Genomic DNA, 18361 nt, shown 5'->3' with positions numbered 1-18361 from the left:
TTCCCAGCTTCCTGTTTCATAGGATCGCTTCACTAATAAAATTCATTAATACCTCGAGTAGCGGCTCACGTTCAGCAGCACGCCGACAGCCATCAGCATCAGGGTCAACGATGAACCTCCGTAGCTCAGAAACGGCAGCGTAATGCCAGTTACCGGAATAAGGCCCGTCACAACGCCGATATTGATCATAACTTGGATCGCGATCATTGAAATAATCCCCACAGCGACAAAGCTGCCATATAGATCTGGTGCACCGAGCGCGATCCTGATTCCTCTCCACAGCAGCACGCTGAACAGAAGCAAAATAAGCGACCCGCCGATAAACCCAAGCTCCTCTGACAAGATGGCGAAAATAAAGTCCGTTTGCGGTTCGGGCAGATAAAAGAATTTCTGTCTGCTTTGGCCAAGCCCCATTCCGAACAATCCGCCAGGCCCTACCGCATATAGCGACTGAATGATTTGAAAGCCGCTGCCGAGCGGATCTTCCCACGGATTTAAGTAAGAGGTAATCCGTTTAATCCGGTATGGAGCCGACAGTACCAGCCCGACAAATCCGCTCAGGCCGATCAGCCCGAGAAAGACGAAATGGGCGATTCGCGCACCCGCTACAAAAATCATGACAATACAAGTACCGACCATTACCGTTCCTGTTCCGAGGTCAGGCTGGCACATAATAATCAAAAATGCGGAAAACACGATGCCGAGCGCCGGGACAAATCCACGTCTGAACGATGTAATGTTTTTTTGCTTTTCAGAGAGAAATTTAGCAAGGAATGCTATCATCGCAAGCTTCATAAACTCTGAAGGCTGTATGCTGAATGCACCGACTCCGATCCAGCTTCTTGAGCCGTTCCGCACCATGCCTACGCCTGGTATTAAAACAAGCACCAGCAAGAAAAAACAGATAACCATCAGCAATTTAGACCATGTCCGCCATGTCCAATAATCAACATTCATAATAAAGAACATGGCAATAACTCCGATGCCCGCAAACAGCAGCTGCCGTTTCGCGAAAAAGAATGAGTCGTCAAATTTATAATCCGCCCATACCGCACTCGCACTGTACACCATAATTAATCCAATTGTTAATAATAATAACGTAATGATGACCAATAACAAATCAGGCGATGTTTTTTTAGTAGTCAAATCAATCGACACCCCAAGCTTAAAGTCATTAGGGCTGCCGATTTCTCCAAGACAAGCCCTTACTTAAGCATATGCACGGCGTCTATAAACATGTCACCGCGTTCTTCAAATGTTTTGAATTGATCCCAGCTCGCACACGCAGGTGAAAGCAGAATGACATCTCCTTCATTTGAGAGCGCAAACGCCGCAGATACTGCTTGTTCAACATTATCGACACGTTTGACATGTTGTATTCCCAGCTCATTTCCGAGTTTCTCGAGTTTCGGTGCTGTCTGTCCGAATGTAAGCACCGCTTTGACATGCTTCATGTAAGGCTTTAAGTCGTCAAAGCCGTTTCCGCGATCCAGTCCGCCTGCAAGCAGGATGACAGGTTTTTCAAAAGCCGAAAGCGCCTTGCTTGTCGCCAAAACGTTTGTTGCTTTGCTGTCATTATAAAACTTACGGTTCTTCACCGTTGTGACATACTGGAGACGGTGCTTGACGCCGGTAAAGCTTGTCAGCACTTTTTTAATGGCCTCGTTGGACGCTCCAGCCGTTTTCACTGCCGCAATCGCGGCTAAAATGTTCTCCAGATTATGCGCACCTGGCAGCACAACCTCTTCCAGAGGAAGAATAGCTTCGCCGCTGTACATAATCATGCCGTCTTTTACATAAGCGCCGTGTTCAAGCTGTTTGCGTACTGAAAAAGGAACAATTCCGGCTTCTCCGGCTTCAGCCAGGCGGACGACTGTTTCATCATCCTGATTGACAATTGCTTTATCTGAAGCTTTCTGATGCAGATACACTTTCTGTTTGGCTTTTTCATAGTTTTCTCTCGTATGATGATAATCCAGATGGGCATCAAACACGTTTAAAATCAGGCTGATTTCAGGCCTGAAGTCGTGCGTTCCCATCAGCTGAAATGACGAAAGTTCCGTTACGATCCATTCATCTCCATCAGCGTGATAGGCAACCTCACTTGCGACTGTACCGATGTTTCCGGCGATCAGCGCCTTTTGAGAGTCTGCCTTCAGCATTTCATAAATCAGCGTCGTCGTTGTCGTTTTTCCATTCGATCCGGTAATCCCGATAAATTTGGCATTAGTCAGATGGTAGGCAAGCTCAATTTCTGTCCAAATCGGGATGCCTCTTTTTTCTGCTTCCTGAACCATAATATTTTCATATGGAATTCCCGGGTTTTTGATCAGTACAGTAATCTGATGCTGATCGAACAGAGAAACAGGGTGCTCTCCGCAGACAACTTCGACCCCTTTTTCAGAAAGTTTCTGGGCTGGTTCGTTCTCATCAAAAGGCTTTTGGTCGTTGACTGTAACATAAACACCTTTTTCATGAAGAATAGACGCCGCCGCAAACCCGCTTTTCGCGAGCCCAAGGACTAAAAAATGCTGATTTTGCAAAAATAGATCGTTTTCCACTTATAACCACACCTCGATGTATATTCCTAATACGGCAAGCAAAAGTCCCGCAGCCCAAAATGTTACAACAACTCTCCATTCAGACCACCCGACAAGCTCATAATGGTGGTGAAGCGGACTCATTTTAAAGATTCGTTTACCTGTCGTTTTAAAGCTGATGACCTGCAAAATAACGGATAATGTCTCAATGACGAATACACCGCCGATAATGACCAGCAGGATTTCTAATTTCGTTAAAATGGCAATGGTGACGATTGCTCCTCCCAATGCAAGTGATCCTGTATCTCCCATAAACACTTTGGCTGGATGCGCATTGAATACCAGGAAGCCCAGCACCGCTCCGACAACCGCGACTGAGAAAATAGCAACATCATATTGGGATTGATTCCAAGCTAGGATTGCAAAGGCGCCAAAAGCAATAGCTGCCGTACCTGATAATAAACCGTCTAGACCGTCAGTCAGGTTGACGGCGTTTGATCCGCCGACAAGCATAAATAGCACAAGGATAAAGTAAGCCCATCCAAGATCAAATGACAGATCAGTCCCAGGAATGCGGATATCCGTCGCAAAATTGTAGTAATGATACACCGCATAAAACACAATTGCGATGATAATTTGTCCGATCAGTTTTTGCTTTGACGTCAGACCGAGATTTCGTTTCATTACGACTTTGATGTAATCATCCAAAAAGCCGAGTAAACCGTAACCGATCGTGACAAACAGCAGCAGGAACATTTCCGGACTTATTTCTGAAAACTTCTGTGTCATCACAATTGTTGTCACAATGATAGACAGTATGATCATGACTCCGCCCATTGTCGGCGTCCCTGATTTTTTCTGGTGTGATTTCGGTCCTTCTTCTCTAATACTCTGGCCGAATTTTAATCTTCTTAAAAACGGAATAAGAATCGGAGAGAGCAGAACACTGATTAAAAAACCCATTAAAATTGTAAACAGAATGACTTGCTCAAGCATTGTCCTTTTCTCCTCCTGTTTCTTTCAAACGACATACGTAGTTATCATATTCATGATTTTTTTCCATATGAAAAATCTTTTCAAGCTCCATCATTCAATAACATCTCTTTCCTATGAATTCGTCTTATTTTTATTCAGTTCGACAATCGCTCTTGCCGCCACTTCGGCATCGTCAAAGTCAAAGGTTTCGTTCCCAATCTGCTGATAGGTTTCATGGCCTTTCCCGGCAATGAGGACAACGTCGCCTTTTTTGGCGTTGGCAATGGCAAAGAAGATCGCCTGCTCGCGATTTGCAATGCTGTGGTAGTATTCGTTCTCTACCCCTGCTTCCATATCTTTTAAAATGGCACGCGGGTCTTCGCTTCTTGGATTATCTGAAGTGAAAATTGGTTCGTCAGCCAGCTCAACAGCGATTTTCGCCATTTTCGGGCGTTTCGTCTTATCTCGGTCTCCGCCGCAGCCGACAACAACAAAAAGCTTTCCTTCCGCCATATCTCTGCATGTCTTCAGCACGTTTTCAAGACTGTCCGGCGTATGCGCGTAATCAACTATAACCGGAAATTCCTGCTGCTGATTAACCAGTTCAAAACGGCCTCTTACGCCATGCAATTCTTCCACGGCTTCTGTAATGGTTTCAAACGGAATGCCTGCCGCAATACAAGTCGCAACAGCAGCGAGCACGTTATACACGTTAAACTGTCCAACGAGCGACATCGTGATGTGCTTAGTGCCTTTGTTCGTCACCAGTTCAAAACTCGTGCCCTGTGCAGTGGTTTTGATATCTTTCGCCATTACATCAGCATTGTTTTTAATTCCATATGTAGAAATATGTGCCGCAGTGACCTTTTCAAAATAAGCGCTTGCCTCATCATCCGCGTTTAAAACAGCCCGTTTTGGATTTTCATGGTTGAATGCCCCGCCAAGCTGAGAAAACAGCAGGCTTTTTGCCTGTCGGTACTCATCCATCGTTTTGTGATAGTCAAGGTGATCCTGTGTTAAGTTCGTAAACACGGCAATGTCATAATCACAGCCGTGAACCCGTCCCAGTGACAAAGCGTGAGAAGAAACCTCCATGATGGCCGTGTCGACATGCTTGTCATTCATTTTTTTAAATGTTTGCTGCAACGTGACGCTTTCCGGTGTCGTGTTTTTAACGGGAAGTGTTTCGTCATCGATTTTAATGTACATCGTGCCGATTAAGCCTGTTCGTTTCCCCGCTTTTTTGAGAATCTCATCAACCATATGGGTCGTAGATGTTTTTCCGTTTGTGCCGGTTATTCCGATCAGCTGCAGTTTCTTTGTCGGCTGTCCGTAAAACGCATCAGACAAAACGCTGAGCGCCCGCAGTGACTGCCGGACAATGATGACAGGCACATCCACATCGAGCTCCTTTTCAGCCACAATAGCCGCTGCGCCGTTTTCAACTGCTTTTTGCGCAAAATCATGGCCATCTACCGTATACCCTTTTACACATACAAAAAGACTCCCTTTCTTTACTTCCCTGGAGTCCATCTCAATTGAAGTTATTTCAGGGTCTTGTGAGTCATTTACAGAAGGTTCGGTTGTTAAGTATGTAAGCAGCTTTGTAAGTTTCATCGTATCAAACCTCTCAACATTCTATTCGTTCTTTTTATCATTGAAGTCACATCAAATGATGTGATAATGACTTTTAAGCATACAGTTCATATTTTAGCGTAAAAAAAAGGATACATCCAGCTAATCTTGAAAGATATCAGCATTTTTCTGCAATAAAATAATAGGCAGCCCGAATCAATCGGCTGCCTCCTTTTCATCTTCTTCAGTCAAATAAACACGTATCTTAGAGCCCTCTTTTACTTTTGTTCCTGCAGCTGGTGATTGTTTGACGATTTTGCTTCCTTTTCCGGAAGCATCTATATTCAGATTCACCAAGAGTGACTCAAGATCTGAGACAGACATCCCTACAACATTCGGAACTTCTATTGTTTTTGTGTCGTTCCATTGGTATTTTTTTTCGATTTGATTTTTCCTAGGCTTAACACCAAGCTCCGGCAGGCTGTCTCTCATAATACTTCCCACAATAGGCGCTGCAACGGTTCCGCCAAACTGAATCGTGCCTTTCGGGTTATCCACCGCGACATAGACGACAAGACTCGGGTCGTCAGCCGGCGCGAAACCGATAAATGATACAATATGGTTGTTTTCGAGGTATTTTCCATCTTTAACCTTTTGTGCTGTTCCTGTTTTTCCGCCGACACGATAGCCTTCGACAAACGCATTGCGTCCCGTGCCTTCTGCAACGACGCTTTCTAAAGCATAGCGGATTTGTTTTGATGTTTCCTTAGAAATGACTTGTTTCTTGGCGATTGGCGATTGTTTTTTGACAGTTTTTTTGGTTACCGGATCAATCCACTCTTTTGCTATATAAGGTGTGTAGAGCGTGCCGCCGTTAACAGCGGCAGAAACGGCTGCAACCTGCTGAATCGGCGTGACGGATACCCCCTGTCCGAAGGCGGTTGTCGCTTGCTCAACCGGGCCTACTCTGTCAAGCGGAAATAAAATCCCTGTTCCTTCACCTTGCAGGTCAATCCCGGTTTTTTGGCCAAATCCAAAGCCTTTTATATATTTGAATAGCTTTTCTTTGCCCAATCTCTCGCCCAATTCAACGAAGCCGGGGTTACAGGAGTTTTGCACAACTTCAAGGTACGTTTGCAGTCCGTGGCCGCCCCTTTTCCAACAGCGCAGTCTTGCTCCGTCTACTTCTGCATGCCCTTTATCATAAAATTGGTCGCGTTTTAAGTTGACTTTTTGCTCCTCCAGAGCCGCCGCAAGTGTAATAATCTTAAAGGTAGAACCCGGCTCGTATGTGCTCCATACAGGGAGATTCCGATTGTAAACGGACGGGTCAACAGATTGGTAATCAGCCGGATCAAAGTCAGGTCTGCTTGCCATCCCAAGTATTTCTCCGTTTTTCGGATTCATTGCGACTGCAATCATACCGTCTGGATGATATTTAGCTTCAGCATTATCAAGCTCTCGTTCCATTATGGTTTGCACCTTCGAATCCACAGTCAGCTTCATATCGAGTCCATCCTTAGGAGGCGTGTAGTCATCCGCTTCATCGGGCATTTTCTTCCCTTTGGCATCTGTATAAAACTTAACAGAGCCTTTTTCTCCTTTTAAATCATCATCATAATAGGCTTCAAGCCCAAGAAGTCCTTGGTTATCAATACCGGCAAACCCAAGCACATGAGATAAAAAGCTGCCGAACGGATAATGGCGGATACTATCCTCCGCTACATACACCCCTTTTAAATCGAGCGATTTGATTTCTTTTGCCTTCTCATTTGAAATTTTTCTCCCTTCTGGTGTAATCTTTTCTATCGATGCTTTTTTCGTGACGTGCTTATATACTTTTTCTTCAGACATATTTAACACCGCAGCCAGCTGTTTGCTCGTTTTCAGCGGATTCTGGACTTGGCGCGGCACGACAAATACGGTCGGTGCACTTTTATTTGTGGCAAGCTTAACGCCGTTCCGATCAAGGATCTCTCCACGTTCCGGCTCAAACGGCAGGTTCCGGCTCCAGGAATCCTTCGCCAGAGAAGTCAGTTTCTCTCCCATGACAAACTGAACATACCCCAGCCTTGTATCAATGATCAGAAATACGATCACTCCAAAAAGCAAAACAAATAATAAACGTTTTCTAACCGTTACATTCGAGACGCGCAAGGCACCGTTCACTCCTTATTTAGGCTTGTTTCATTTTATGCCTGCGTGTGGACAGGTAGAACGGCGCTCCTCTTTGGAGATATAAAAAAAGAAAGCTTACCCGACGGGGTAAGCTTTCTTTCTATTTAGTCAGGATTCTTAAACTTCACCTTGATCACGGTTCCGTCTTTTATTTCTTTGTCCTTCTTAACGCTTTGGCTCACAGCGTAACCTTGTCCGCTCACTTCAATATGAATTCCTGCCAAATCGCCGTATTGAAGAACCTCTCTTCTCGACCAGCCTGTCATATCAGGCATCTTGATTTTGCCCCCCGTTTTCAGGAAGACCTTCTGATTGGTCAAAACTTCCTCACCCGCTGTTGGATATTGCTCTTTTACTGCAATATCACTTCCGATCACAATCGGTGTGAGGTTTTCGTCTTTCGCTTTCTTTTGAGCACCTGTTACAGTTTGATCTGTTAAGTCAGGCATCGCCTGCGCTTTCGTTTCTTCCTTATTTGAATCAGACGTTTCAGTCGGTTCAATGTTCAGGTAATGCAAACTGTTTTTCATTGTCGGATTGAAAATTTCAGATACTGGATTAGAACCTGTTTCATCATTTTCTAATTGCGGTTGCTGCACTGCAACATAGATCAGTAGCTCAGGATCATCTTTAGGCGCCATTCCCATAAATGAAAAAATATAGTTATCTTGTCCCTTTAAATAACCATTCGTTCCTGCAATTTGTGCTGTACCTGTTTTCCCAGCCACGTCAAAGCCCTCAATTTTATAAGGGCGTCCGGTTCCAATGTCTGATGAAACGACGTCTCCAAGGATATCACGCACATTTTTAGCTGTACTGGCAGAGATCGGTGTTCCTGCAGATTCCGGTTTATTTTGATAAACGGTTTTCTTCTTATCAGGATCAACAATATGATCAATGACATAAGGCTTCATCATTTTGCCATCATTTGCGACGGCAGTCGCTGCTTCTAGCTGCTGAATCGGGGTGACTGCGGATGCTTGGCCGTATGCAGTTGAAGCTTTATCGTAATCATACTTAAAGTTCATTTTACTTGATGCTTCTCCCGGCAGATCGATTCCTGTCTTTTGATAAAAACCAAATTTATGCAAATACTCATTATAACGATCAAAACCTAATTTTTCATTGGCTAATTTGGCAAAAGCAACGTTAGAGGATCTAAGCACCCCGTCTTTGAAAGATATGGGGCCCCAGCCCACACCCTCGTTATGGTCATATACTTTTCCGCCGCCAACTTTATAGGTCCCTGATTTATATTTTTCATTCGCATTAAACACATTTTCCTGCATCGCAGCAGCAAGTGTAAAAATCTTCATCGTTGATCCAGGCTCATACGCATATGAAATCAAATCGTTATAATAATTCGTCACATCACGCTTATTCGGGTCAAAGCTTGGACGCTGACCCATTGCTAACACTTTGCCCGTTTTCGGATCAACAACTGCTGCCATGACTTTTTTCGGTTTATACTTTTCCGCCACTTTTGTCATACTGTCTTCTAAAAAGGTTTGAATTTTCTGATCAATGGTTAAATATACATTGTCACCATTTTTTGGCGCTGTAATTTTATTTTTGCTGTTCGGGAGCTCCCAGCCGGATTTGTCACTTTCATATGTTACGTATCCGTCCCGCTCCTTCAAATACTGATCCAGCACTTTTTCTAAGCCCATCGCGCCCGTAATTTCATTTGTTTTTTGGTCAACCTCGGCATAGCCGATTAAGTTGGACGCAAATATGCCGTTCGGATAGTACCGCTTTGTATCGCGCAAAAATGAAATTCCCGGAAGTTTCAGCTTTTCGATTTTCTGTTTTTGGGAATAGGTAATATCCCGGCCTGCTGACCCGAACTCAACTTGTTTTGCACCCTTCTTATTTAAGATATCAAGGATTTCAGCCTTGTCCAAATCTATCACTTTAGACAGTTCTTCCGCTGTTTTTTCCTTGTTCTGGACATGCTGCGGATGCTTTTTGTCAGTTGTCATTTTTTCATCAAGAACAGCGATCAGCTTATACGTAGCTGTATCCTCAGCAATTACTTTACCATTTCTGTCTAAAATGGAGCCCCGGCTCGCTTCGATTGTCCGTTTCTTTTCATGCTGCTCTGTCGCTTTTGTCGCAAGCACTTCACCGTCGGCTTTTCCGGTTATTTGAATATATGCCATTCTCCCAAGGATGACAAAGAAAAAGAGAGCGAAACAAATACTTAGAATCGCTGCTCCTCTGTTCATAAATTTATTCTTTTTTGGCATTTGAATCATTCCTGTATGTTTTTCACTTTTTTATCTTTTAAATTCAAGCCGTTCTTTTTCGCAATATCCATAATGCGCTGCGGCTTGCTTAAATCAGCAACGCTTTTTTCGAGGTCACCAATCTGCTTGTTTTCGGAAGAAATTTGCTCCTCAAGCTTTTGCACCTCTATATTTGTTTGGTAAGCCGCATATGCCTTCGATACGATCAAAAGTGATACGCTCAGCACTGCCGCAGCGAAGAGGACGAGAAGCACCTTTTCTCCGAGTGTAATGGAAGCCCTTTTCTTGACAATCACTTTTTTCTCAGGACTGATCGCATGCCGTTGCTGTTTCTCTGGTTGATAAGCTAAATTGCTCATAGGCTGATGACCTCCTTTTAAGTTTGCGTTCGCGTATTGTTATTTTCTTTTTTCAGCAATTCGAAGCTTCGCAGAACGAGCACGATTGTTTTCTGCCAACTCTTCTTCAGATGCCGTGATCGGTTTTCTTGTGATAAGCTTGAGCTCCGGTTCAAACTCTTCCGGTATAACAGGAAGACCCGGAGGAAGTTCCGGAAGTGACGACTTCTCTTTAAACGTAGATTTACAAATTCTGTCCTCAAGTGAGTGGAAGGTAATCACTGATACCCTGCCCCCCGGCTTTAACACGTCAATTGCTTGCTCCAAAGCCTCTTCAAAAACCTTCAGTTCATCGTTCACAGCAATTCTGATTGCCTGAAACACGCGTTTTGCGGGATGTCCTCCGCTCCTTCTGGCCGGAGCGGGAATCGCGTCTTTTATTAGATCGACCAGTTGGCCCGTAGTTTGAATAGGAGATTTGCTTCTTGCCTCCTCAATTTTTCTGGCGATCTGTTTGCTGAACTTCTCTTCACCGTATTTAAAGAAAATACGGACAAGATCCTCATAGCGCCACTCATTTACGACCTCTTTCGCCGTAAGCGTGGCCGACTGGTCCATCCTCATGTCCAAAGGTGCGTCATGATGGTAACTGAATCCTCTTTCCGGTGTATCCAGCTGCGGGGAAGACACCCCTAAATCAAATAAAATACCGTCTACTTCAGTAATGCCGTGTTCATGTAAACATTCTTTTAAATACCTAAAGTTGCTTTTAATCAGAATAAGCTGTCCTTGATAATCGGACAACGCTTCTTCTGCATGCTGTAATGCCGTGTCATCTTGGTCAAAAGCGATTAAACGCCCTTTCTCTGATAACTGCTGTAATAAATATGTACTGTGCCCAGCTCCGCCGAGTGTGCAGTCTACATATGTACCGTCCGGTTTAATATTTAGGCCGTCAACGGTTTCACGAAGAAGTACTGTCTTGTGTTGAAACATTTTGTGTTGGTCCCACCTTTTATCAGGATGAATTGAAATTATTTTTAGAGTGTTATACACGAAGATTCATTATATATCAAACCCAATCATGTTTTCAGCAATTTCAGCGAATGAATCTTCTTGCTCTTCTGTGTATTGTTCCCAAATTACTTTACTCCACAATTCAATTCGATTCGAAACCCCGATAACAACACATTCTTTTTCCAGTTTTGCGTAATTCAATAGAGATGATGCGATATTCACCCTGCCCTGCTTGTCCAGTTCGCATTCTGTCGCACCTGAAAAGAAGAAACGGGTAAATGCGCGGGCATCTTTTTTTGTGAGAGGAAGAGCTTTTAGCTTTTCTTCAATCTGTTTCCACTCGTGCATAGGGTAGCCGAAGAGACATTGATCAAGTCCTCTTGTCAGCACAAACTGCTCACCGAGGCCTTCTCTGAATTTAGCGGGTACGATCATGCGGCCTTTCGCATCGATTGTATGCTGGTATTCACCCATAAACATGATCTTTTGCCCCACTTTCTCTCCTTAACTCACCACTATCCACCACTTCTCTCCACAACTTCATTTTACACTGTTTATACATAAAAAAAAACCCTGAACTATTCAGGGTTCTTTAAAACTTTATTTCAAAGTTTGACAACTTGATGTTGATTTTGAAAAGAAAATGGCAGATTTTTGAATGATGTGAAGAATTTTGGACCGTACCTATTTAAATAATACATGATATTCCAAATTCGCTCTTGTGGTGCGAGCAGCGGTTTAATGCTATTTTGGATTCTCTCATAATCCCTTAAGACATAGCTTTCTTTTTCTTCAATTCTTTTTGTCACTGTACGCTCTAAAAACTGAAGCTGATCTTGAATAAACGCCGCGTTTTTCAGGAGCAAAGGCTCCATGCTCTGATCAACCTTAAGCGCCTCCTGCCGGACGGTTTTATGAATTGCTTCAATCTGGTTTTTCGCTTGCTCAATCACCGCGGTAAACTCTTCCGGAATCTGGTGTTCAAAGTATTTTTCTTTTTGGTTTTCCGTCCCGCCTTCTATCGCCTCTTGTAATGATATCTTTCGTTCAACCAGTTTTTTCTCAATATGGCGCTCGACTATCGTGATGTTCAGCCTCGGCATAACAGGAGGCATTGTAAAGCCCATCACTGCAAAAGCCTGTTTGAGCTCACCCCAATAGTTGATTTCACCGGGGCCCGCGATAAATGCCAAGGTAGGAATCAAAAATTCCTGCATTAACGGTCTCGTTACAACATTATTGCTGAAGCGTTCAGGATGTTCTTCTATATGCGTATAAAGTTCATCCATCGACCATGCCAGATCAAGCTCCTTAATCACAAAGCGGCCGTTGTCCTTCTCAATTAAAAAGCGTTCCTCTTCATATTCATAAAACAGATTTGCCTGCTCTTTTCCAGACTCGATAATCGGCTTGTAGCCCGCTCCGCGCATGAAGTCCTGCTGTTTAGAAACAGCGTGTGCAAGTTCATCATTGTCACGGAGGATCTTTTGGAACATGGCGGTTTCCAGCTTTTTAATTCCCGGGTCTCCTGAATTTAACAATACTAAGCCTTCCTCTTGAAACAGATCCGCAATCAGCTGTTCAAAGAAATCAGTAAACGTAACAGATTCCCTTAAACATCGTTTCACATGTTCTAGAAGTGTGTTCGTATGGTCTGTTTCTTCAAAAGCCGCAAACACATCGTCTATCCACGCGGCGCATTTTTCTTGGTCAAGCGGTGTGTTGGCGGCAGATGACTTTTTCCAGTAAGACTGCGGTAGCTTTTTTTTCACCGGACCGCTTTCTTCTGACGTGTGGACAAAATTAATTTCATCCAAATCATGGTCTTCTCCGGCAACCCAAAAGATCGGTACAACAGGCACTTGCAGCTGTTCTTCCTTTTCCTTTGCTAAAACAATAATTGAGATGATTTTATGTATGGTGTAAAGCGGTCCTGTTAAAAGCCCTGCCTGCTGTCCGCCGACAACAGAAACACTTGACGGATCCTTCAGCTTCTCAATAGAACGCTGCATGGCGCTTGAGCCGAATTTGTTGTGATAAGAGGATAAATAGGCTGTCAATTCCTCTCTTGCGAAAACCCGCGAGGATAAATCTTTCAGTCTTTCTTGCCACATATCCTTATGATGAATGCTGTAATCAAAAAAAGAAGACATTTCTTCTTTACCATCTATATAGTGCTGTACAAACACATTCTGATTTTTGATGGAAAGTTCAGTTAGCTGCATCTTCTAGAACTTCCTTTCTCCAATAAATAGTTAGTTATCCGAAATGAGTATAGCATGTTACCAGAAAAGCTCAAAAGACTTTGTTTGGGTTTCGCTCCAAAGCTTTGATGCTGCCATGTAAAAACGCAAGGTGAACAGCGTCGCGGCCTTGAAGCTGTGCTTCTTTCAGCAAATATCCGAGAATGGCGTCAGCCTCCGTCTGCCGTCCGCCGGCCACATCGACCAGCATGGAAGAGCGATTGTCTTTCGTTTGCTCACAAACTGCACGTACACGCTCCCAGGCCGCCTCTTCATCTTCCAGCCGCAAAATGCTGCACGCCTCTTGAAAAACGAGCTTCATATAAGAAAAATAAGCAGGCACAGTCAACAGCTCTCCATTTTTCACACGCAGCAGCGCGGTTAACGGATTGATGCAGGCGTTTACGATCAGTTTGCCCGTCAGCAGGCGATACCAATCCATCTCATAGCGAATTGGAAATTCGGAATGGTTATGCTGAAGCACCGCGTTCAGACGATCTGGTTCAGCATGCTTGAATGCGCTCCATTTTATCGCACCAATGCCTGTATGTTCAACGGCTGTATCCGATTTCCTTACAGCTCCGTGCTCAACAACCCCAACATAAACGGAATGGTCAGCACCCCAGTCTTTAAGGTCGTGAATATGGCCCATACCGTTTTGCAAAAATAAAATATTTGTTTTTTTGATTCGTTCAAGCATCGGGAAAACAGTCTGAAGCTGATGCTGTTTCACTGTCACGACAAGAAGGTCAAAACATGAATCAATAGCTGCGCCCGCGCTGCAATGAGCATTGAACACTTTTCCGGCTTTATAAAGCTGAATCCCTTCCGTTTGAATCGCTGCGGCCTGTTCAACCCGCCTTGTCAAAACAGTCACCTCATGATCCAAAGATAAATAATAGGCACATAAAAGACCGACGGAGCCCCCGCCGATAATTCCAATTTTCATGATGTCACACCCAATTTAACATTTACGTATTATCATAGCAGAAGTATGAAAAAAATACTTCACAGAGATTTCAAAACACTTAAATTAAAGTTTAAATATTTGGATTTTTTAAATAAAGCGTTTACAATATATGTAGAGAACAACAAAGGGGGAGATTAATTTGATTAAGGTAGAACGTCTGCTCGTCAACTATAAAACGCTTGAAGAATTCAAGAAATTCAAAGAATACGGTATACAAGAGCTCTCAATGCTTGAAGATCTTCAAGATAATATCATTGAAAATGACAGCACTTCGCCTTTTTATGGGATTTATTTCGGGGATAAACTGGTAGCGCGAATGAGTCTGTATCAAGTTAATGGCAAATCAAATCCTTACTTCGACCAACATCAGGATTACTTAGAGCTTTGGAAGCTTGAGGTCCTTCCAGGTTATCAAAACAGGGGCTACGGTACAGCATTGGTTGAATTCGCCAAATCATTCAGAATGCCGATTCGAACAAATTCTCGGATTAAATCAGCAGAGTTTTTTAGTAAAATGAACTTTGAACCAGTCAAATATGACATGGCGCGGGACAAAGGGGAAAACCCGCTCATCTGGCATCCGGATATGGATGGCGAAATGACACCGGGTGAATCAGCATAAACATGAAACAACCGGCCTTTGATGACTCTAGGGCCGGTTCATTTGAGGGTTCATTACGTTTCTTGAGCTGTTTTTTTCAGTCTTCCGTCTTCCTTCGAAACAACCATTTTTCTGGCTCGATCCATAATATCGATCAGTGCCTTGTAGTCCTCTTCTGTCATCTCCAGCTGGTTTCTCAATGTTTGGTTTTCACTCCGTAAATCCTCAAGTTCTTTTTGCAGCGACTGAATTTGCTCCTTCATTTTTTCCTTTTCAACGTGGAATTCTTGCGCGGACGGCGCTTCTTTAAACTGTTCGAGAAACTCAATCACATCCTGAATGGACAAATCTCTTTTCCTCTCTGAAGCTGCCGGGGCAGCCTGCTTGACGGAATTCGGCATATTGACGGAATGAACCCCGATTTGTTTCCTTAGTTCTTTCCGCTGTTTTTTTGCCAGTTCTATGCCTGATTGGTATTGCTTTCTCACATAAGAGTTCCATCTGAATCCGCAGGCAGCGGCTGTTCTGGTCAGTGCCCTTCCGACCTCCTCAAAGGCAGAAAGCTGTGTTCCGCCCTCGCGAATATGACGAAGCACTACTTCTGCCAGCAGCAAATCCTCATCCTGTGTCCAAGCATCTTGTCTTGTAATAGTCAAATCAATCTCCCTCCATGTCAGCTTATTTATCTCATACATATGCCGGTAATAGATTAGATAGACTATTTGCACTCACAAATTTTCTGCAAGCTGACAGGAAGAAAAAAAGAAAAAGCGCAAGGTTTTCACCCTGCGCTTTTCTTATTAGTTACTTTTTACATTTATGTCTTTGCCGTTGTATGATCCGCATGCTTTGCATACACGGTGAGACAATTTCATCTCTCCGCATGACGGACATTCTGTCATACCAGGTACATTAAGTTTGAAATGTGTACGGCGCAATCTTTTTTTCATTTTAGAAGTTCTTCTAAAAGGTACAGCCATTATTCCCACCTCCTTAAAGAGTTAAGATTCATCATCTTGTTTTAAGAGCTTTTCAAGGGCTGCAAGTCTCGGATCGACTTTGTTCTTCTTGTCTTCCTCTGAAATGACTTGCCAGTCCTTTCCTTCTTGAGGAGCAGCTCCTTTTTCTTGTTCAGATTCACAAAAGATTTGCATAGGGATTTCTAAAAGAATTTCTTCTTTCACGATCGGAGTTAAGTCGATAGTATCGTCCTCAACAGTGTGAACGTCATCATCTTCTATATCATCCGTCTGATGAAATATAAACAGTTCTTTTGTCGAAATTGTAAATGGATACGGAACATCAACGAGTGTTCTTGAGCATGGCAAAATCATTTCGCCTGAGATCGTAAAATCAAACGAAACCTGCTTAGATTTGATATCCGCTCTGCCTTTCACCCTTACAGGAGAAATGCGGCGAATGTCAGAATTCAGCTTTGTCAGCTCATGTAACTCAACTGTCTCATCAAACTCAAAACTCGGTTTTTTCATTTGATGCAACTGATAAATCGTCCATTTCATTTGTATCACCTCAGGAAAGCAACAAACATGATTATAGCTTTTAAGAATGTTTTTGTCAATATTTTTTCTTTACAGCATAATGCTGCCAGCCAAGCATCGTTGACAGCTGAATATACTATGCATACACTTAAATCAAAAAAGACGTAAGAGTTTTCAATTGCAAATGTACCATACGTTTTTAAACATAGCAAGAAAGGCGGAAAAAATATGAAAGCTGTCGGATTGGTGGTTGAATTTAATCCTTTTCATAACGGACATGCATATTATGTTCAGGAAGCAAAAAAACAAACCAAAAGTGACTTGGCTATTGCAGTAATGAGTGGTAACTTCCTGCAGCGAGGGGAGCCAGCACTTGTTTCTAAGTGGTCTCGTACTAGGATGGCGTTGCAAAATGGTGTTGATATTATCATCGAACTCCCATATATGTATGCTGTACAAAGAGCAGATATTTTTGCATATGGAGCAGTCAACATTTTAAATCATATTGGATGTTCAACCCTTTTTTTCGGTAGTGAAGATGGGGAAATAGAACATTTTTATCATGGATTGGAGATATATCAAAAAGAAGAAAGAAATATTTATAATACCTTTAAAAAAGAAATTAAGACAGGCAAAAACTATGCAGCTTCAATGGCAAAATCATTTGAAACTTATTTAGATAAAAAAGGAGTTAATTTAGCTTTACCTAATAATATTTTAGGTTTTCATTATGTAAAAACAATCAAAGACCTTAACTTGCCCATAAAACCAATGACTGGTCCTAGACTTCATCAGGGCTACCATGAACTTGTTCTTCCAAAAAACAAAAAATCTTTCGCGAGTGCTACAAGTATTAGAAATGCATTATTTGAGACTGGTGACATTGATAAAATAAAGGAATTCATTCCAGATAATATAGCATCCGAACTGAAATTATACAAAGAAAAATACGGTATGTGGCATAGCCATGAGGATTACTTTAGTTTTTTAAAATATAATCTTTCATTATTATCGGAAAAAGAACTTAGTCAAATTTATGAAGTTGAAGAGGGGTTGGAAAACAGAATTTTAAAACTTTACCTGAATGCTCCTTCATTTCAAGAGTATATGACTAAATTAAAAACAAAACGATATACTTGGACAAAGCTACAGCGTCTAAATGTACATCTTTTAACACATGCCAAAAACAAAGAACTTTCTCAGTTATTACATAGAGGTGTTCCTTACATAAGAATATTAGGAATGACAACCAAAGGCCAGTCATTTTTATCCAAAAAGAAAAAAGATCTTAAATTACCTCTTATTAGTAACCCATCGAAATTTACACATACCGCTCTTAATCTTGATATTAAAGCCTCTCTGGTATATAGCGCACCATTGAAAGAGCCAAATCGGTCGGAATTTTACAAACAAGAATTTTCCCCAATTCGTTATAATGAGATTAACAAGGTTTTTTTGTAAATTTTAAGTTAATTTGACAATAAAATATTAATATATTAATATTTTATTATATTTTACTAATGGAGGTATCATTGTGAAAAAATCTTTATTAACCTTATTCTCTTTTTTATTAGTATCTTCAGTTGTATTATTTGGATCTAATGAAAAAGCCCAAGCAGCTACTTATTCAGGCTGGCAACACCCCTACGGTTTTAACAAGAGTTGTAAAGTAAGAGTTATTACCGATGCAAGTACATATACCAAAAGAGCTACAACAGTTGATGCGAAGGTAGAACAGAATGGTAAGTGTGGGAAGCTCTATTACAGATTGGAACTCGCTTATAAAAATGCTAATTTCGCGTCTATAGGGCCTACTCAGACTGGAGAATTTTCTAGCTCAACTCCATGGAAATCCTTTAGCATCAAAAGTGTGGAACGAACTCAAACGACGAAAATCCACGTTACCTTGTCTAAGAAGAAAAATAGCGGTTATGCTGATGACCCAAGCGCATATTCAAAAAATATTAAAATATATGGACGCTAAGCCCATAATAATATCTTACTTTTGCGGAGAGTATTCCACAGATAAATTAAAAACACCTATATGCTGGGACTGACCCCTGTTTTTGAGACAGGGATCAAAACACCTTTTATACAGCCAATTGCCGATAGCTTATCGGTGATTGGCTGTTTAGTTTCGTTTGAATACGAATGTTGTTATAATAATAAATGTATT

Annotated in this window: 18 protein-coding genes and 1 pseudogene; 4 read left to right on the top strand and 15 right to left on the bottom strand. The window is 42.2% G+C overall.

Translation table 11 applies throughout. The features are described from left to right. Positions 1-45: 45 nt before the first annotated feature. The 11 genes from spoVE to WA325_RS19680 form a co-directional block, all read right to left on the bottom strand. On the bottom strand, positions 46-1146 hold the full coding sequence (gene spoVE / locus WA325_RS19730) for a stage V sporulation protein E (protein ID WP_003221421.1): 1101 nt from the start codon (positions 1144-1146) through the stop codon (positions 46-48). 59 nt (positions 1147-1205) lie between these two features. Continuing rightward, the gene (gene murD / locus WA325_RS19725) at positions 1206-2561 is read right to left on the bottom strand and encodes a UDP-N-acetylmuramoyl-L-alanine--D-glutamate ligase (RefSeq protein ID WP_336184103.1); all 1356 of its coding nucleotides are present in this window, start codon (positions 2559-2561) and stop codon (positions 1206-1208) included. Continuing rightward, positions 2562-3536 carry a phospho-N-acetylmuramoyl-pentapeptide-transferase gene (gene mraY, locus WA325_RS19720; protein WP_024121314.1) on the bottom strand — a complete coding sequence of 325 codons (975 nt, stop codon included), beginning with the start codon at positions 3534-3536 and terminating at the stop codon, positions 2562-2564. Positions 3537-3647: 111 nt separating this feature from the next. Next, the gene (locus WA325_RS19715; protein WP_336184102.1) at positions 3648-5132 is read right to left on the bottom strand and encodes a UDP-N-acetylmuramoyl-L-alanyl-D-glutamate--2,6-diaminopimelate ligase; all 1485 of its coding nucleotides are present in this window, start codon (positions 5130-5132) and stop codon (positions 3648-3650) included. A gap of 174 nt (positions 5133-5306) precedes the next feature. Continuing rightward, the gene (locus WA325_RS19710; protein ID WP_105991237.1) at positions 5307-7247 is read right to left on the bottom strand and encodes a stage V sporulation protein D; all 1941 of its coding nucleotides are present in this window, start codon (positions 7245-7247) and stop codon (positions 5307-5309) included. 125 nt (positions 7248-7372) lie between these two features. Beyond that, positions 7373-9517 carry a penicillin-binding protein 2B gene (gene pbpB / locus WA325_RS19705; protein ID WP_442895291.1) on the bottom strand — a complete coding sequence of 715 codons (2145 nt, stop codon included), beginning with the start codon at positions 9515-9517 and terminating at the stop codon, positions 7373-7375. 5 nt (positions 9518-9522) lie between these two features. After that, positions 9523-9876: a cell division protein FtsL gene (gene ftsL, locus WA325_RS19700; protein ID WP_003232200.1), complete on the bottom strand. Its 354-nt coding sequence runs from the start codon at positions 9874-9876 to the stop codon at positions 9523-9525. Between the two features lie 39 nt (positions 9877-9915). Continuing rightward, a complete protein-coding gene (rsmH, locus tag WA325_RS19695) occupies positions 9916-10851 on the bottom strand; it encodes a 16S rRNA (cytosine(1402)-N(4))-methyltransferase RsmH (protein ID WP_044155985.1) in 936 nt (311 codons plus the stop codon). 69 nt (positions 10852-10920) lie between these two features. Continuing rightward, on the bottom strand, positions 10921-11352 hold the full coding sequence (gene mraZ / locus WA325_RS19690) for a division/cell wall cluster transcriptional repressor MraZ (protein ID WP_003221402.1): 432 nt from the start codon (positions 11350-11352) through the stop codon (positions 10921-10923). A 125-nt stretch (positions 11353-11477) separates the two neighbouring features. Beyond that, positions 11478-13097 carry a bacillithiol biosynthesis cysteine-adding enzyme BshC gene (bshC, locus tag WA325_RS19685; protein WP_336184100.1) on the bottom strand — a complete coding sequence of 540 codons (1620 nt, stop codon included), beginning with the start codon at positions 13095-13097 and terminating at the stop codon, positions 11478-11480. Between the two features lie 70 nt (positions 13098-13167). Then, entirely contained in the window at positions 13168-14064 is an 897-nt protein-coding gene (locus WA325_RS19680; protein ID WP_105954185.1) for a 2-dehydropantoate 2-reductase, read from the bottom strand. A 160-nt stretch (positions 14065-14224) separates the two neighbouring features. Between WA325_RS19680 and WA325_RS19675 the strand changes: the two genes are divergently transcribed. Beyond that, a complete protein-coding gene (locus WA325_RS19675) occupies positions 14225-14707 on the top strand; it encodes an N-acetyltransferase (protein ID WP_024121303.1) in 483 nt (160 codons plus the stop codon). A 53-nt stretch (positions 14708-14760) separates the two neighbouring features. On the opposite strand, the gene gerR is transcribed toward WA325_RS19675, so the two are convergent. The 3 genes from gerR to WA325_RS19660 form a co-directional block, all read right to left on the bottom strand. Then, complete coding sequence (gerR, locus tag WA325_RS19670; protein ID WP_105954184.1) at positions 14761-15342, bottom strand: sporulation-specific transcriptional regulator GerR; 582 nt, start codon at positions 15340-15342, stop codon at positions 14761-14763. Between the two features lie 144 nt (positions 15343-15486). Then, positions 15487-15666: a 50S ribosomal protein L32 gene (gene rpmF, locus WA325_RS19665; protein WP_003154457.1), complete on the bottom strand. Its 180-nt coding sequence runs from the start codon at positions 15664-15666 to the stop codon at positions 15487-15489. 21 nt (positions 15667-15687) lie between these two features. Then, positions 15688-16206, bottom strand: a complete 519-nt coding sequence (locus WA325_RS19660) for a YceD family protein (RefSeq protein ID WP_024121301.1) — start codon at positions 16204-16206, stop codon at positions 15688-15690. 27 nt (positions 16207-16233) lie between these two features. Between WA325_RS19660 and WA325_RS19655 the strand changes: the two are divergent. The 3 genes and pseudogenes from WA325_RS19655 (at position 16234) to WA325_RS19645 (ending at position 18169) form a co-directional block, all read left to right on the top strand. Then, positions 16234-16417: pseudogene (locus tag WA325_RS19655) on the top strand (hypothetical protein). Continuing rightward, on the top strand, positions 16414-17646 hold the full coding sequence (locus WA325_RS19650) for a nucleotidyltransferase (RefSeq protein ID WP_336184099.1): 1233 nt from the start codon (positions 16414-16416) through the stop codon (positions 17644-17646). Before WA325_RS19655 ends, WA325_RS19650 begins: the two are co-directional and overlap by 4 nt. 73 nt (positions 17647-17719) lie before the next feature. Continuing rightward, the gene (locus tag WA325_RS19645; protein WP_336184098.1) at positions 17720-18169 is read left to right on the top strand and encodes a hypothetical protein; all 450 of its coding nucleotides are present in this window, start codon (positions 17720-17722) and stop codon (positions 18167-18169) included. Between the two features lie 106 nt (positions 18170-18275). Here the strand turns inward: WA325_RS19645 and WA325_RS19640 are convergent. After that, the coding region (locus WA325_RS19640) for an IS3 family transposase (RefSeq protein ID WP_134980913.1) at positions 18276-18361 on the bottom strand (86 nt) is incomplete at its 5' end.

Source organism: Bacillus sp. 205(2023) (genome assembly GCF_037027485.1).
Lineage (GTDB): Bacteria > Bacillota > Bacilli > Bacillales > Bacillaceae > Bacillus > Bacillus halotolerans.
The sequence above is the reverse complement of the archived record's forward strand: the minus strand, read 5'-3'. Positions and strand labels throughout refer to the sequence as shown.